This window comes from Krasilnikovia sp. MM14-A1004 (assembly GCF_047159485.1).
Classification (GTDB): domain Bacteria; phylum Actinomycetota; class Actinomycetes; order Mycobacteriales; family Micromonosporaceae; genus Actinoplanes.
Genome location: NZ_AP038773.1, coordinates 3,627,770 through 3,646,050, shown reverse-complemented (window position 1 = coordinate 3,646,050; position 18,281 = coordinate 3,627,770). Strand labels below are relative to the sequence as shown.

Here is an 18,281-nt window from a genome sequence, read left to right as displayed (position 1 = left end):
ACGCCTTCCTCGACGGCCTCGCCGAGCAGCGGCGGGCGCGCGGCCTGGCCGCCACCGCCGTGGCGTGGGGGCCGTGGGCCGAGGTGGGCATGGCCACCCACGAGACCATGTCCGAGGGCTTCACCCGGCGCGGCCTGTCCCTGATGGACCCCGACGCCGCCCTCACCGAACTGCAGCGCGCCCTGGTGCAGCGCGACGTCGCCGTGACCGTCGCCGACGTGGACTGGACCCGCTACCACCCGATCTTCACGTCGGTGCGGCCCAGCCCGCTGTTCGCCGGCCTGCCCGAGGTCAAGGCGCTGGCCGAGGCCGAGAAGGCGGTCACCGGGCAGGGCACCGAGTTCGCCCGGCAGCTGCGCGGCCTGGCCGCGCCGGACCGGCGGCGCCGCCTGCTCGACCTTGTCCGCGGCCAGGCCGCCGCGGTGCTCGGGCACAGCACCGCCGACGAGGTCGGCGACCGGCGTGCGTTCCGGGACCTCGGGTTCGACTCGCTCACCGCGGTCGAGCTGCGCAAGGCTCTGAGTACGGCCACCGGGCTCGAACTGAGCGCCACCCTGGTCTTCGACTACCCGAACCCGGAGGTGCTGGCCGAGCATCTCGACGCCGAACTGTCCGGGACGGCCGGTGCGGTCGCCGCCGCCGTACCCTCCGGTGGCCCGGCCGACGAGCCGATTGCGATCATCGGCATGAGCTGCCGCTTCCCCGGCGGCGCCACCTCGCCGGAGGAGTTCTTCGCGCTGGTCAGCGACGGCGTCGACGCGATCACCGAGTTCCCCGCCGACCGGGGCTTCAACGTCGCCGCGCTCTACGACGCCGACCCCGACCGGTCCGGGGCCACCTATACCCTCGCCGGTGGATTCCTGGCCGAGGCGGGCGACTTCGACCCCGGGTTCTTCGGCATCTCACCGCGCGAGGCGCTGTCCATGGACCCGCAGCAGCGGCTGCTGCTGGAGACCTCGTGGGAGGCGATCGAACGCGCGGGCATCGACCCGACCGCGCTGCGCGGCAGCCGGACCGGCGCGTTCATCGGTTCCAGCTACGCCGAGTACGGCGGCAACGAGCAGGGCGCCGAAGGGTACGCGGTCACCGGCACCATCCCGAGCGTGCTCTCCGGGCGGCTGTCGTACGTGCTGGGCCTGGAGGGTCCCGCGCTGACCGTCGACACCGCCTGCTCGTCCTCGCTGGTGTCGCTGCACCTGGCCTGCCAGTCCCTGCGCGCCGGGGAGAGCACCCTCGCGCTGGCCGGCGGGGCCACCATCATGCCCAACCCCAGGGCGCTGATCGCGTTCAGCCGGCAGCGGGCCCTGGCCTCCGACGGCCGGTGCAAGGCGTTCGCCGACTCCGCCGACGGCATGACCGTCTCCGAGGGCATCGGCATGCTCGTCCTCGAACGGCTCTCCGACGCCCAGCGCAACGGCCGCGACATCCTCGCCGTGGTCCGCGGCAGCGCGGTCAACCAGGACGGCGCCTCCAACGGGCTGACCGCCCCGAACGGGCCGTCGCAGCAACGCGTCATCCGGCAGGCGCTGGCCAACGCCGGCCTCGAACCGTCCGACGTGGACGCGATCGAGGCGCACGGCACCGGCACCCGGCTCGGCGACCCGATCGAGGCGCAGGCGCTGCTGGCCACGTACGGGCGCGACCGCGACCCGGACCGTCCGCTGTGGCTGGGCTCTGTGAAGTCGAACATCGGGCACACCCAGTCCGCGGCGGGCGTGGCCGGCGTCATGAAGATGGTGCTGGCGCTGCGCCACCGGGTGCTGCCACGCACGCTGCACGTGGAGACCCCGTCGACGCACGTGGACTGGAGTTCCGGTGCGGTCGCGCTGCTGGCCGAGCCGCGCGAGTGGACGACGGGGGACCGGCCCCGGCGGTGCGGCGTCTCCGCGTTCGGCATCAGCGGCACCAACGCGCACGCCCTGCTGGAGGAGGCACCCCCGGCCGCACCGGTCGCCGCGCCCGACGTCTCCGCCGAGCCCCCCGCCGAGGTCGTGCCGTGGATCATCTCCGCGCGGACCCCGGCCGCCCTCGCCGCGCAGACCGCGACGACGCTGGCCGCCGTCGCGGGACAGCGCGCGGTGGACGCCGGGTACTCGCTGGCCACCGCCCGCACCCTGTTCGACCACCGGTCGGTGATCCTGGGCGCGGAGACGGTCACCGGGGTCGCCGACCTCACCGGCAAGATCACCTTCGTCTTCCCCGGCCAGGGCACCCAGTGGGCGGGCATGGGCGCGCGGCTGCTGGAGGAGTCCCCGGTCTTCGCCGCCCGGATGGCCGAGTGCGCGGCCGCACTCGCCCCGTACGTGGACTTCTCCCTGCTGGACGTGCTGCGGCAGGCCCCCGGCGCGCCGTCATTCGACCGGGTGGACGTCGTGCAGCCCGCCTCGTGGGCCGTGATGGTGTCGCTGGCCGAGGTGTGGCGGGCGTTCGGAGTCGTCCCGGACGCGGTGATCGGCCACTCGCAGGGCGAGATCGCCGCCGCCTGCGTCAGCGGCGCGCTGTCTCTGGAGGACGCCGCGAAGGTCGTCGCGCTGCGCAGCCGGGTGATCGGGCGGGTCATGTCCGGTCGCGGCGGCATCGCCTCCGTGCCGCTGCCCGCCGACGAGGTCCGCGAGCGCATCGCCGGCTACGGCGGCCGGGTGTCCCTCGCCGCCGACAACGGGCCCCGCTCCGTCGCCGTCTCCGGCGAAACCCTGGCCCTGGACGAGCTGTGCGAGCAGCTCATCGCCGAAGGCGTCAGGGTCAAGCGGATCCCGGTGGACTACGCGTCGCACTCCGCCATGGTCGAACAGCTGCGCGACGACCTGCTGGCCGAGCTGACCGGCGTCGAAGCGCGGGTGCCCGAGGTGCCGTTCCTGTCCACGGTCACCGGGCAGTGGGTGACAGAGCCGGTGACCGGCCCGGACTACTGGTACCGCAACCTGCGGCAGACCGTGCTGCTGCACGACGCCGTGCGGACCCTGCTGGCGGCGGGGCACCGCGGGTTCGTCGAGGTCAGCTCCCATCCCGTGCTGGCGGTGGGGCTGGAGGACACCGTCGCCGACGCGGGCGCCCGGGCCGTCGTCGTGGGCACCCTGCGCCGCGACCTGGGCGCGATGTCGCGCCTGCTCACCTCGGTCGCGGAGCTGTTCGTCCGCGGGTTCGGCGTCGACTGGACCCCCTGCTTCCCCGGCGGCCGCCGCATCGCGCTGCCCACCTACGCGTTCCAGCACGAGCGCTTCTGGTCGATGCCGCCCCTCGACGGCCCCGCCGCCGCCGATCCGGTCGACGCCGAGTTCTGGGCGGCCGTCGACGGTGCCGACCTGGACGCCCTGAGCGCCACCCTCGACATCGACGGCGCGTCGCTGGCCCCGCTGCTGCCCGCCCTGTCCACCTGGCGGCGGCAACGGCGCGACGAGTCCACCACCGACTCGTGGCGCTACCGGACCGGCTGGTCGCCGCTGAGCAGCCTGCCCCTGGCCGCGCTGTCCGGCACCTGGCTGCTGGTCACCACGGACCACATCGACGGCGAGGACGTCGCCGCGGCCCTGCGCGCCCACGGCGCCGACGTACACCCCCTGGTGCTGGACGAGTCCTGCACCGACCGCGCCGTGCTGGCCGACCGGCTCGCCGGACCGTTCGCAGCCGCCGACGGCGTCACCGGCATCGTGTCCGTGCTGGCCGCCGACGAGCGCCCGATGCCCGACTTCCCGGCCACGTCGTTCGGGCTCGCGCTGACCCTCGCGCTGGCGCAGGCCGTGACCGACCTCGACCTCACCGCCGTGGTGTGGACGCTGACCCGCGGCGCCGTCGCCACCGGCCGCTCCGACCGGGTCACCCACCCCGGCCAGGCCCCGGCGATGGGCCTGACCTGGTCGGCGGCGCTGGAGGCACCGCAGCGCTGGGGCGGCACCATCGACCTGCCCGAGGTGCTCGACGCGCGCGCCGGGCAGCGCCTGGCCGCGGTGCTGACCGGCGCCACCGGCGAGGACCAGCTGGCGATCCGCGCCTCCGGGGCGCTGGTCCGCCGCCTGCTGCGCGCCCCCGCCCGGCCCCAGCCCGAACGGGCGTGGTCGTTCGGCGGCACCACCCTGATCACCGGCGGCACCGGCACCCTCGGCCCGCACATCGCGGGCTGGGCCGCCCACCACGGCGCCGAACACATCGTGCTGGTCAGCCGCAGCGGCATGGCCGCACCGGGCGCCGAGCAGATCATCGAGACGATCTCCGCCCTGGGCACCCGGATCGAGATCCGCTCCTGCGACATCACCGACAAGGCGGCCCTCGCCGACCTGCTGTCCACCCTCGACGACGTCCGCACCGTCGTGCACACCGCCGCCGTGATCGAGCTGGCGGCGCTGGCCGACACGAACGTCGACCAGGTCAACCGGGTGCTGCACGCCAAGACGGTCGGCGCCCGGCACCTCGACGAACTGCTCGACGACCGGGTCGACACGTTCCTGATGTTCTCCTCGATCTCCGGCACCTGGGGCAGCGGCCACCACGCCGCGTACGTGGCGGCCAACGCGTACCTGAATGCCCTGGCCCTGCAGCGGCGGGCGCGCGGCCTGCACGCCACCGCCGTGGCGTGGGGCATCTGGGCCGACGACCTCGGCCTGGGCCGGGTCGACCCGGAGCAGATCCGCGGCAGCGGCCTGGTCTTCATGGACGCCCGGCTGTCGCTGGAGGCCATGCGCAAGGCCGTCGAGGGCGACGACACAGAGCTGACCGTGGCCGCGATCGACTGGGACCGCTACCACCCGGTCTTCACCGCGGCCCGGCCGAGCCGCCTCTTCGACGACCTGCCCGAGGTCGCCCGGCTCGCCGAGGCCGCCCCCGTGCGCGCGACCGACGACGGCTTCGCCGCGACGCTGCGCGCCATGTCCCGGCCCGAACGGGAACGGGCCCTGCTGGAGCTGGTACGCACCACGGCGGCCACGGTCCTCGGCCACGCCGCCGGTGACGCCGTCGCCGAGCACCAGGCATTCCGCGACGTCGGCTTCGACTCGCTGACCGCGGTCGACCTGCGCAACCGCCTCGTCGCCGCGACCGGCCTGACCCTGCCCACCACGATGGTCTTCGACCACCCGAACCCCCTCGCACTCGCGGACTTCCTGCGCGGCCGGATCGAGGGCGCCGATGCAGGCGTCGCGGGCCCCGTGGTGGTCGCGCCCACCGACGACGACCCGATCGTCATCATCGGCATGGGCTGCCGCTACCCCGGCGGCGTCACCTCGCCGGACGAACTGTGGGACCTGGTCGTGGCCGGGGGCGACGCGATCTCGCCGTTCCCCGGCGACCGGGGCTGGGACGCCGACACGCTGTTCGACGCCGACCCGGACCGGGCGGGGGCCACGTACTCGGTGCAGGGCGGCTTCCTGCGCGACGTGGCCGACTTCGACCCCGGCTTCTTCGGCATCAACCCCCGCGAGGCGCTGGCCATGGACCCCCAGCAGCGGCTGCTGCTGGAGACCGCGTGGGAGACCATCGAACGGGCCGGGATCGACCCGCGCACGCTGCGCGGCAGCCTCACCGGCGCGTTCATCGGCGCCAGCTACCAGGACTACACGAACGCCCGGGCGGGCGCCGAATCCACGGACGGCGCCGAGGGCTACATGATCACCGGCTCGCTCTCCAGCATCCTGTCCGGCCGGGTCAACTACCTGCTCGGCCTCGAAGGCCCCGCCGTCACCCTCGACACCGCCTGCTCCTCGTCGCTGGTCGCGCTGCACCTGGCCTGCCGGTCGCTGCGCGACGGCGAGAGCAGCCTCGCCCTGGCGGGCGGCGTCAGCGTCATGGCCACTCCTGGCGCGTTCGTCGGGTTCAGCCGGCAGCGGGCCCTCGCGGTCGACGGCCGCTGCAAGGCGTACGCCGAGGCCGCCGACGGCATGACCCTCGCCGAGGGCGTCGGCCTGGTGCTGCTGGAACGGATGTCCGACGCACGCCGCCACGGCCACCGAATCCTCGCCGTGGTCAAGGGCACCGCGATCAACTCCGACGGCGTCTCCAACGGGCTGACCGCACCCAGCGGCCCCGCCCAGCAGCGGGTCATCCAGCGCGCCCTGGCCGCCGCCGACGTCGCACCGTCCGACGTGGACGTCCTCGAAGGCCACGGCACCGGCACCGCGCTCGGCGACCCGATCGAGGCCCGGGCCCTGTTCGCCACGTACGGGCGGGAGCGGGGCGAGCGGCCGCTGCTGCTGGGTTCTGTGAAGTCCAACATCGGGCACACCCAGATGGCCTCCGGCGTCGCCAGCGTGATCAAGCTGGTGCTGGCCATGCGGCACGGGTACGTCCCGAAGTCGCTGCACATCGACCAGCCGTCCACGCACGTGGACTGGTCGCCGGGCACCATCGCCCTGCTCACCGAACCGATGCCGTGGCCCGGGACCGGGCGGGTACGCCGCAGCGCGGTGTCGTCGTTCGGGCTCAGCGGCACCAACGCCCACGCCATCCTCGAAGCCGCCCCACCCGCCGACGTCCCGCCTGCCCCACCCGCCGACGTCCCGGCCGCCCCGGCCGCCGACGTCCCGGCAGATTCGGGCTCCGCCGGGCTGTCCGCTGGCGAGCCGATCGGCGTGGCCGCCGCGCCGGGGCCGCTTCCCGTACTGCTGTCGGGGCGCACCGACGACGCCCTGCGCGCCCAGGCCGATCGCCTGCTCGATCTGCTGCGCCGGGACGACGTGCGGCTGGCCGATCTCGCCGTGTCGCAGGCCACCACCCGGACGAGCTTCGAACGGCGGGCCGCCGTGGTCGCCGCCGACGCGGACGACCTGGTCCGCGGGCTCACCGCGCTGCGCGACGATCTGCCCGGGGCGGGCCTGCTCCGCGGCACCGCCACCACCCGCAGTCGTCCGGCGCTGCTGTTCACCGGTCAGGGCGCGCAGCGGCTCGGCATGGGCCGCGAGCTGTATCACCGCTTCCCGGCGTTCGCGGACGCGTTCGACGAGGTCACCGCGCACCTGGACGTCCACCTGGACCGGCCGCTGCGGGAGCTGATGTTCGGCACGGACGCCGCCGCGCTCGACGGGACCGGTGCCGCCCAGCCCGCCCTGTTCGCGCTGGAGGTCGCGCTCTTCCGGCTGGTCGAATCGTGGGGGGTGCACCCGGCGTACCTGATCGGGCACTCCGTCGGTGAGCTGGCGGCCGCGCACGTGGCCGGGGTGTTCCCGCTGGCCGACGCGGCCGAGCTGGTCGCGGCCCGCGGCCGTCTCATGCAGGCGCTGCCGACCGGCGGCGCGATGGTCGCGGTGCAGGCCCGCGAGGAACAGGTCCGCGAACTGCTGACGCCCGGCGTCGCCATCGCCGCCGTCAACGGTCCGACGTCGGTGGTGCTCTCCGGCGCCGAGGACGCCGTACTGGCGGTCGCCGCCCGCTTCGCGCGGACGTCGCGGCTGCGGGTCAGCCACGCGTTCCACTCACCGCTGATGGAACCGATGCTGGCCGAGTTCCGCGAGGTCGCATCCCGCGTGACGTATGCGGCGCCGCAGGTGCCGATCGTCTCCACGGTGACCGGGACCCTCGCCACCGCCGACCAGCTGACCACGCCGGACTACTGGGTGGAGCAGGTCCGCGCCACCGTGCGCTTCGCCGACGGCATCGCCTGGCTGGCCGCCGACGGGGTGCGCACATTCCTGGAGCTGGGCCCGGCCGGGGTGCTCTCCGGCATGGCGCAGGAAACCCTGTCGGGGGCGGGGGAAACCCTGTCCGGCGCGGCCGGGGAGCATGCGCTGCTGCCCGTCATGCGCGCCGAGCGGCCCGAGGCCGCCACCCTGCTGGCGGCCGTGGCGGGCCTGCATGTCCACGGTGTCCCGGTGGACTGGGCCGCCGTGCTGGGCGGTACCGGCGGCCGGGTGATCGACCTGCCGACCTACCCGTTCCAGCGGCAGCGGTTCTGGCCGGAGAACCCGATGGCCGCCGCCGCGCCCGCCGCCGGGGACGCCGCGGGTGCCGACGCCGAGTTCTGGGCCGCCGTCGAGCGCGCCGACCTCGACGCCGTCGCGGCCACCCTGCGGCTGGACGGGGTCGCGGTCGCCGAGGTGGTGCCCGCGCTGGCGGCGTGGCGGCGTACCGGCCGGGAGCAGGCCCTGGTGGACAGCTGGCGGTACGCGGTGACGTGGACGCCGGTCACCGGCCCGTCGTCGCGGCCCGCCGCCGCGCCGTGGATCGCGCTGGTCGACGACGAGAGCGACGAGTGGTCACGGGCGGTGCTCGACGGGCTGGGGCTGGCCACCGTACGGGTGCCGGTCGGCGCCGACCGCGCCGCGACGGCCGCGCTGCTGCGCGAGGTCACCGCCGGTGGCGACCGCTTCGGCGGAGTGCTGTCGCTGGTCACCGGCCTGTCCACGACGCTCGCGGCGATCCAGGCGCTCGGTGACACCGGGCTGGACGCCCAGCTGTGGGTGGTCACCCGCGGTGCGGTCAGCGTGGGCCGCTCCGACCGTCTCACCAGCCCCGACCAGGCGATGCTGTGGGGCCTCGGCCGGGTCGCCGCCCTGGAGATGCCGCACCGCTGGGGCGGCCTGATCGACCTCCCGGCCACCCCCGACCCCGGCACCGTGCGACGGCTACCGGCCGTGCTCACCGGCAGCGAGGACCAGGTGGCGCTGCGGCCCGCCGGGGTGTACGCCCGCCGCCTCACCCACAGCCCGTCCCGCCCGGACAGGGCCGACGACGCTGCCACGGTCGCCGGCGCCCGCACCGGGTTCCCGCCCGCCGGGACCGTGCTGGTCACCGGCGGCACCGGCGGAATCGGCGCGCACGTGGCCCGCTGGCTGGCCCGCGCCGGCGCCGACCACCTGCTGCTGGCCGGGCGCCGCGGCCCGGACGCCCCCGGCGCGGACGACCTGCGCGCCGAGCTGACCGGCCTCGGGGCCAGGGTGGACATCGTCGCCTGCGACGTCGCCGACCGTGCCGCACTGGCCGCCGTGCTGGCCGCGCATCCCGTGTCCGCGGTGTTCCACGCGGCGGGGGTCGTCGCGGACGGCCTGCTCGACGAGCTGACCCCGGCGGCGCTGACCGCCGTACTCGCACCGAAGGCGGACGCCGCCCGGCACCTGCACGAGCTGACCCGCGACCGGGAGCTGTCCGCGTTCGTCCTGTTCTCCTCCACCGCCGGGGTGATCGGCGGCCCCGGCCAGGCCAACTACGCCGCGGCCAACGCCTACCTGGACGCCCTGGCCGAGCACCGGCGGTCGCTGGGTCTGCCCGCCACCTCGGTGGCGTGGGGGGCGTGGGCCGACGGCGGCATGGTGGCCGACGGCATGGCGCAGCGGATGCGCCGCGGCGGGATCCAGCCGATGGCCACCGCGCCCGCCCTCGCCGCGCTGCGCGGGGCCATCGAGTCGGGCGAGGCCGCCGTGACCGTGGCCGACATCGACTGGTCCCGCTTCGTTCCCGCCTTCACCCTGGCCCGGCCGCTGCCGTTGATCGCCGAGCTGGTGCCGGTACCGCATGCCGCACCGGAAAAGGCCGAGCCGCGCCCGGCCGACCGGGCCGCCGTGCTGGGGATGTTGCGCGGGCAGGTCGCCGCCGTGCTCGGGCACACCGGCACCGGCCAGGTCGAGCCGGACAAGGCGTTCAAGGATCTCGGGTTCGACTCGCTGACCACCCTGGAGCTGCGCAACCGGCTGCAGGTGGCGACGGGGCTGACCCTGCCCGCGTCGCTGGTCTTCGACTACCCGACGCCGGTGGAGCTGGCCGACCACCTCTTCGCTGAGCTGCGCGGCGAGCCGGACCCCGTCCCGGGCGTCAGCGTCACCGTGGCCACCGACGACGATCTGATCGCCGTGGTCGGGATCGGCTGCCGGATGCCGGGCGGCGCCGACACCCCCGAACAGTTCTGGCGGCTGCTGGCCGAGGGCCGCGACGGCGTCACACGGTTCCCCACCGACCGCGGCTGGGACCTGGCGATGCTGGCCGAGGGCCATTCGGCGACCCGCGAGGCGGGCTTCCTGACCGGGGTCGCCGACTTCGACGCCGCGTTCTTCGGCATCTCGCCGCGCGAGGCCCTGGCCATGGACCCGCAGCAGCGCCTCGTCCTGGAGACCGCGTGGGAGGCCCTGGAACGGGCCGGCATTCCCGCGGGCACCCTGCGCGGCAGCCAGACCGGCGTGTACGTGGGCACCAACGGCCAGGACTACGGCGAGATGCTGCGCCGCGCGGGCGACCCTGACGTGCTCGGCTACCTCGCCACCGGCACCACGGCCAGCGTCCTGTCCGGCCGTCTCGCGTACGCGCTGGGCCTGGAGGGTCCCACCGTGACGGTCGACACGGCCTGCTCGTCGTCGCTGGTGGCGATCCACCTCGCCGCCCGGGCGCTGCGTGCGGGCGACTGCGGGCTGGCGCTCGCGGGCGGCGTGTCGGTGATGTCCACTCCCGACTCGTTCATCGAGTTCACCAGCCAGGGCGGCCTGGCCCCGGACGGCCGGTGCAAGGCGTTCGCCGAGGCCGCCGACGGCACCTCCTGGTCCGAGGGGGTCGGCGTGCTCGTGCTGGAACGGCTGTCCGACGCGGTCCGCAACGGCCACGAGGTGTGGGGCGTCATCCGCGGCTCCGCTATCAACTCCGACGGCGCCTCGAACGGCCTGACCGCCCCCAACGGCCCGTCCCAGCAGCGCGTCATCCGCGCCGCCCTCACCGACGCCGGGCTCACCCCGTCCGACGTGGACGCGGTCGAGGCGCACGGCACCGGCACCAGCCTGGGCGACCCGATCGAGGCGCAGGCGCTGCTGACCACGTTCGGCCTGGACCGGGCGCATCCGCTGCTGCTGGGCTCTGTGAAGTCGAACGTCGGCCACACCCAGGCCGCCGCGGGCATGGCCGGTGTGATCAAGATGCTGCTGGCGATGCGGCACGGCGAACTGCCGAGGACCCTGCACGTGGACGCCCCGTCGTCGCACGTCGACTGGTCGAGCGGCGCTATCGAGCTGCTCACGTCGCCGGCCGCGTGGCCGCGGACCGGGCGGCCGCGCCGGGCCGGGGTCTCCGCGTTCGGCCTGAGCGGCACCAACGCCCATGTCGTGCTGGAACAGGCACCCCGGCCCGTCGACGCCGATCCCCGCCAGCCGAGCGACGGCCCCGACCTGTCGACCGGCGGAGCGGACGTGGCCACGACCATTCCGGCCGCGGTGCCGTGGCTGGTGTCGGGGCGCTCGCGCGACGCGCTGCGGGCTCAACTGGACGCGGTCACCGCCGTGGACGGCGACCCGCTGGATGTCGCGTACACGCTGGCTGTGGGCCGGGCCGCGCACCCGCACCGGGTCGCCCTGCTGGCGGCCGGCGGCGAACGGACAGAGGTGGCCCGCGGCGTCAGCCGCGCGGCCGGGCCGCTGGCCTTCCTGTTCACCGGCCAGGGCGCCCAGCGCCTCGGCATGGGCCGCGACCTGCACGCGCGGTTCCCGGTGTTCGCGCAGGCGTTCGACGAGGCGTCCGCGCACCTCGACGTGCTGCTGGACCGCCCGCTGCGCGACGTGGTGTGGGGCGACGACGCGGCCCTGCTCGAGCAGACCGGCTGGGCGCAGCCCGCGCTGTTCGCGGTCGAGGTGGCGCTGTTCCGGCTGGCCGAGTCGCTGGGCCTGCGCCCGGACTTCCTCGCCGGTCACTCCGTCGGGGAGATCGCCGCCGCGCACGCGGCCGGGGTGCTGTCGCTGGCCGACGCCGCCACGCTGGTCGCCGCGCGCGGCCGGTTGATGCAGGCGCTGCCGCCCGGCGGTGCCATGGTCGCGGTGCGTGCCGGCGAGGAGGAGGTCCAGCCGTACCTGACTGACGACGTCGCCCTGGCCGCGGTCAACGGCCCGGACGCGGTGGTGCTGTCCGGCGACGAGCAGGCCGTGCTGGCGGTCGCCGCCCGCTTCGAGCGGACCCGGCGGCTGCGGGTCAGCCACGCGTTCCACTCCGCCCTGATGGAGCCGATGCTGGCCGACTTCCGTGCCGTGGTCGCGGGGCTGAGCTTCGCCGAGCCGCGGATCCCCGTCGTGGCCTCGGGCGACGTCACGTCCCCCGAGTACTGGGTGCGGCACGTGCGCGACACCGTCCGCCACGCCGAGCACCTGCGCACCCTCACCGAGGCGGGGGTGGACACCTTCGTCGAGATCGGACCGGACGGCGCCCTCGCCGCGATGGCCGGTGACCTGGACGTCATCCCGGTGCTGCGGCAGGGCCGCGCCGAGCAGGCCGCGTTCGCCGCTGCGCTGGCACGGCTGTTCGTGGCCGGCGCGAGCGTCGACTGGCGGGCCTTTTTCGCGGGCACCGGCGCCCGCATGATCGACCTGCCGACGTACCGGTTCCAGCGGCAGCGGTTCTGGCCCGAGGTCGGCGCTGCCGCGCCCGCCCCGGTCGACGTCGGCCGCTGGCGCTACCGGATCGCCTGGCACCCGGTGCCCACCGCACCCACCACCCTGGACGGCCGCTGGCTGGTGCTGCTGCCCGCCGAGCCCGACTCCCGGGCGGAGGCGGTGCTGGCGGCGCTCGGCCCGGCCGCTGTTCCGGCAGGGCCCGCAGACCTGGCGGCCCTCGGCTCGGCCGCCGCCCCGCCCGCGCCCCTCGACCCGGCCGCGCGCGTCGACCTCGTGGGGGGCATCGCGCCGGAGACGTCCGGTGCCCGCTTCGACGGCGTCGTCTCGCTGCTGCCCGACCTGCCCAGCGCCGTGCTGCCGCTGCTGGCCGGGCACGGCATCACCGGCCCGCTGTGGTGCGTGACCTCCGCGCCGTCCGCGTGGGGCGACGCGCAGGTGGCCGCGCTGGAGGCCCCGGAGGCCTGGGGCGGCCTCATCGACCTGGCCGACGGCTTCGACCCCGACGGCCTGCGGGCGGCCCTGACGGGCCGGGACACCCAGATTTCGGTACGTCCCGACGGTGTGCACGCCCGCCGCCTGCTGCGCGCCGAGCCCACGACCGACGCGTGGCAGCCGCGCGGCACGGTCGCCGTGATCGGCGGCGCACCCCAGCTCACCGAGTGGGTCACCGCCGCGGGGGCGCAGGCTGTCGAGGACCCCGCCACCGCGGACGCCGTCATCTACGCCGCCGGTGACCTCGCCGGGCTGGCCGAGGTGGACGCCGCGGTCGGCGACCGCCCGCTGGACGCGTTCGTGGTGCTGGCCTCGGTCGCCGGGGTGTGGGGCTTCCGCGGCCAGGCCGCCGAGTCCGCCACCAGCGCCGAACTGATCGGGTACGCGCGGAACCGCCGCGACCGCGGCCTGACCGCCACGGCCGTCGCGTTCGGGCCGCTGGCCGAGACCACCGAGGCGGGCATGGCCGCGCACCTGGCCCGCAACGGCCTGCCGGTCATCGCGACCCGGTACGCGCTCGACGCGATGGCGCAGGCCGTCGCCGCCGACCAGACCGAGGCTGTCGTCGCCGACGTCGTGTGGGAACGGTTCGCGCCCTCGTGCGCCGCGTCGCTGCTGGCCGAGCTGCCCGAGGCGGCCCGCGCGGCGGCGGCCGACCCGTCGTTCCGGCGGCAGCTGCTGGAGCTGCCCGAGGCGGCCTGGCGCGACGAGCTGCTGACCCTGGTGCGCGGCGCGGCCGCCGGGGTGCTCGGGCACACCGGCACCGACCCGGTCGAGGCCGACCTGCCGTTCCGGGACCTCGGTTTCGACTCGCTGACCGCGGTGGACCTGCGCAACCAGCTCGCCGCCGCGACCGGGCTCACCCTGCCCGCGACCCTGGTCTTCGACCACCCGACCCCGACCGAACTCGCCGACCACCTGCGCGACGAACTGCTCGGCGCCCGCCCGGCCCCGGCACCCGTGGTCGCCGCCACGGCGACAGCGACCGACGCCATCGCGATCGTCGGCATGGCCTGCCGCTACCCCGGCGGCGTCCGCTCGCCCGAGGACCTGTGGCGCCTGATCGACGCCGGGGTCGACGCGGTCGGCGCCATGCCCACCGACCGCGGCTGGGACCTCGACGGCATGCGCAGCGTGACCCGGCAGGGCGGCTTCCTGTACGACGCGGCCGACTTCGACCCCGACTTCTTCGCGATCTCCCCGCGCGAGGCCCTCGTGATGGACCCCCAGCAGCGCCTCGTGCTGGAGACCGCGTGGGAGGCCCTGGAACGCGCCGGCATCGACCCGGCCGGGTTGCGCGGCAGCGACGCCGGGGTCTTCGTCGGCGGCGGCAGCGGCGAGTACCGGGTGGACGCCGACACGTTCGGCCAGCAGTGGCAGACCGCCCAGTCGGCCAGCCTGCTGTCCGGGCGCCTCGCGTACACGTTCGGCCTGCAGGGCCCCACGGTCACCGTGGACACGGCGTGCTCGTCGTCGCTGGTGGCGCTGCACCTGGCCGCGCAGGCGCTGCGGGCGGGGGAGTGCGGGCTGGCCCTCGCGGGCGGTGTCACTGTCATGTCCACCCCGGTCGGCTTCGAGGAGTTCAGCGCCCAGGGCGCCCTGTCCGCCGACGGCCGGTGCAAGGCGTTCTCCTCCGACGCGGACGGCACCGGCTGGGCCGAGGGTGTCGGCGTGCTGGTCCTGGAACGGCTCTCCGACGCGCGCCGCCACGGCCACCAGGTCCTCGCGGTGGTGCGCGGCTCCGCGATCAACTCCGACGGCGCCTCCAACGGCCTGACCGCACCGAGCGGCCCCGCCCAGCAGCGGGTCATCCGCAGCGCGCTGGCCGCCGCCCGCCTCACCCCGTCCGACGTGGACGCGGTCGAGGCGCACGGCACCGGCACCAGGCTCGGCGACCCGATCGAGGCGCAGGCGCTGCTGGCCACGTACGGGCAGGGCCGCACGACGCCGCTGCGGCTGGGCGCCGTGAAGTCCAACATCGGCCACACCCAGGCCGCCTCCGGGGTCGCCGGAGTGATCAAGATGGTGCAGGCCATGCGGCACGGGGTGCTGCCCCGCACGCTGCACGTGGCCCGGCCCACCTCGCACGTCGACTGGTCGGCGGGCGCGATCGAGCTGCTCACCGAGTCGGTGCCGTGGCCGTCGACGGGGCGGGCGCGGCGCGCCGCGGTCTCCTCGTTCGGCGCCAGCGGCACCAACGCCCACGTGATCCTGGAACACGCCGAGGCCGAGCCGCCGACCGGCCGGTTCGGTGCCGCCACCCCGGCTCCGAGCCCGGCCGTGCTGCCGGTGCTGGTGTCCGGCCGTACCCCTGAGGCGTTGCGGACCCAGGCCGCGGCGCTGCTGGCGCGAGCTGAGCCCGCCGCGCTCGGTGACGTGGCATTCTCGCTGGCCACCGGCCGGTCGGTGTTCGAGCACCGGGCCGTGGTGCTGGCCCGCGACAACGACGACCTGACCGAGGGCCTGACCGCCCTCGCACAGGACCGGACGGCGGGGGTACTGCGCGGCGAGGCGGCCCGCGGCAAGCTCGCGTTCCTGTTCGCCGGGCAGGGCAGCCAGCGCATCGGCATGGGCCGCGCCCTGTACGCGCGGTTCCCCGCCTTCGCCACGGCGCTCGACGAGGTGCTGGCCGGTCTCGACCCCGATCTGCGCGACGTGCTGTGGGGCGACGACCAGCAGGCCCTGAACGACACCGGGTACGCCCAGCCCGCCCTGTTCGCCGTCGAGGTCGCCCTCTACCGCCTCGTCGAATCCTGGGGCGTACGCCCCGACCACCTGGCCGGGCACTCCGTCGGCGAGATCGCGGCCGCGCACGTGGCCGGGGTGCTGTCCCTGGCGGACGCCTGCACCCTGGTGTCGGCGCGGGCCCGGCTGATGCGGGCGCTGCCGCCGGGCGGGGCGATGGTCGCGCTGCGGGCCACCGAGGCGCAGGTCGTGCCGTACCTGACCGACCTGGTGTCGATCGCCGCGGTGAACAGCCCCACCTCGGTCGTCATCGCGGGCGCCGAGGAGGAGGTGCTGGCCGTCGCGGCCCGGTTCGACAAGGCCACCCGGCTGCCGGTCTCGCACGCCTTCCACTCGCCCCTGATGGAACCCATGCTGGCCGACTTCCGGGACGTGGTCTCCGGCCTCACCTTCGGACCGGCGCGCATCCCGATCGCCACCACCGGCGACCCGGCCACCCCGGACTACTGGGTGGACCACGTCCGCGACACCGTCCGCTTCGCCGACGCCGTCGACGGGCTGGCCGCGCGCGGTGTGCGGACGTTCCTGGAGATCGGCCCGGATGCGGCGCTGTCCGCGCTGGCCGCCGAGGCGGTGACCGCGCCGGCGCTGGTGGTGCCCGCGCTGCGCAAGGACCGCGACGAGGAGACCGACCTGGTCACCGCGCTGGCGCGGCTGCACACCCACGGCGTACGCGTCGACTGGCGCGCGTTCTTCGCCGGGCTCGACGTCGCCCGGGTGGACCTGCCGACGTACGCCTTCCAGCACCAGCGGTTCTGGGCCGACCCGCCCCGCCCGGCCACCGCGCCGACGGTCGGCGACGCCCCGATCTGGAACGCGGTGGAACGCCACGACATCGCCGCGCTCGAACGCATGCTGCACGTCGACGGGACGGCGCTGGCCGAGGTGGTGCCGGCCCTGCTCGACTGGCGGCGCCGCGCCGAGGACCAGGCCGCCCTCGACGAGGTGCGCCACCGGATCGGCTGGCGGCGCCTGACCACAGCGCCCACCACGGCCCTGTCCGGACCGTGGCTCGCCCTGCTGCCGCCGGACGCCGGGGCGTGGGAGACCGGGGTGCTCGACGGCCTCGGCGCCGACCTGATCCGGGTCACGGTCACCGGACCCGACCGGGCCGCCCTGGCCGCCGCCCTGACCGGCGCAGACGTGCGGGGCGTGCTCAGCCTGGTGCAGGACGCGGTGCTGACCGCCACGGTGGTGCAGGCGCTCGGTGACGCGGGCGTCAGGGCGCCACTGTGGAACGTCACCCGCGGCGCGGTCTCCACCGGCCCCGGCGACCTGGTCGAGCACCCGCTCCAGGCCGCCGTCTGGGGCCTCGGCCGGGTCGCCGCCATGGAGTACCCGGACCGCTGGGGCGGCCTGATCGACCTGCCCGCCACCCCGCAGCCCGCGCCGGCCCTGGCCGCCATCCTGAACGGGCTGGACGGCGAGGACCAGGTCGCGGTCCGCGCCACCGGGGTGTTCGGCCGCCGCCTGCTGCCCGCGCCCGCCCCGGACCCGCAGGCGCTGTGGCAGCCGACCGGGACGGTGCTGATCACCGGCGGCACCGGCGCGCTCGGCGCCCACGTCGCCCGGACCCTGGCCCGCAACGGCGCCGGACGGCTCGTCCTGGTCAGCCGCCGCGGCCCGGACGCGCCCGGCGCCACCGCTCTGCGCGACGAACTGGCCGCGCTCGGCACCGAGGTCCGCCTGGTCCGGGCGGACGCGGCCGACCGCGCCGCCATGACCGCCCTGCTGGCCGACCTCGACGACCTCACCGGCGTCGTGCACACCGCCGGGGTGCTCGACGACGGTGTCCTCGACCGGCTCACCCCGGACCGCTTCACCGGGGTCTTCCGGGCCAAGGTGGATCCGGCGCTGCTGCTCGACGAGCTGACCGCCGACCGGGACCTCGCCGCGTTCGTCCTGTTCTCCTCGGCGTCGTCCGCGGTCGGCAACCCCGGCCAGGCCAACTACGCGGCCGCCAACGCCGTCCTCGACGCCCTCGCCGAACAGCGCCGCGCCCGCGGCCTCGCCGCGACCTCCATCGCGTGGGGCGCGTGGGGTGGCGGCGGCATGGCCGACACCGCCGACGCCGAATCCCACGCCCGCCGGGCCGGGATCGCCGCCCTGGACCCTTCCGCCGCCTGTACGGTGCTGCGCCAGCTCGTCCGCGAGGACCTGGCCACCGCCGTCGTCGTCGCGGTCGACCGGGGTCGCGCCGCCCGCGGCATGCGCGGCAACCTGCTGCACGACATGCCCGGCTTCGCCGAGCTGCCCGCCGCCGCGGGGCCGCCGCAGCTGGGCGCGCTGCGGGACCGGCTGGTCGCCCTGCCCGCGCCCGGACGGCTGGAGGCGGTCCTCGACCTGGTCCGGGAACAGGCCGCCGAGGTCCTCGGCACCGCCGACACGGCGGTCACCGCCGAGCGACCCTTCCGCGACCTCGGCTTCGACTCCCTGGCCACGGTGGAGCTGCGCAACCGGCTGACCTCGGCGACCGGGCTCGACCTGCCCGCCACGCTGGTGTTCGACCACCCGACACCCCAGGCCCTGGCCGAGTACGTCCTGGCCGAGATGCTGCCCGACGCGGCCCCCGACGACGAGGAAGCCGACATCCGGCGGCTGCTGGCCACCGTGCCCCTGGACCGGCTGCGGGAACTGGGCGTGCTCCAGCCCCTGCTGGAGATGACCGGCCGCGCCGAAACCGGCGACGCGGCACACGAATCGATCGACGCGATGTCCGTGGACGACCTGGTGCGGGCGGCACTCGACGGTGCCGGCGAACAATGACGG

General features: G+C 75.8%; 1 protein-coding gene (cut by a window edge). It reads left to right on the top strand.

The features are described 5' to 3' along the window. Positions 1 to 18,278, top strand: the 3' portion of a protein-coding gene (locus ACMCNN_RS15905; protein ID WP_412741273.1) for a type I polyketide synthase. The gene continues 9,037 nt to the left of window position 1, outside the view; 18,278 of the gene's 27,315 nt are visible here — the last part of the coding sequence; the start codon falls outside the window, past its left edge; it ends in the stop codon at positions 18,276 to 18,278. Positions 18,279 to 18,281 lie beyond the last annotated feature (3 nt).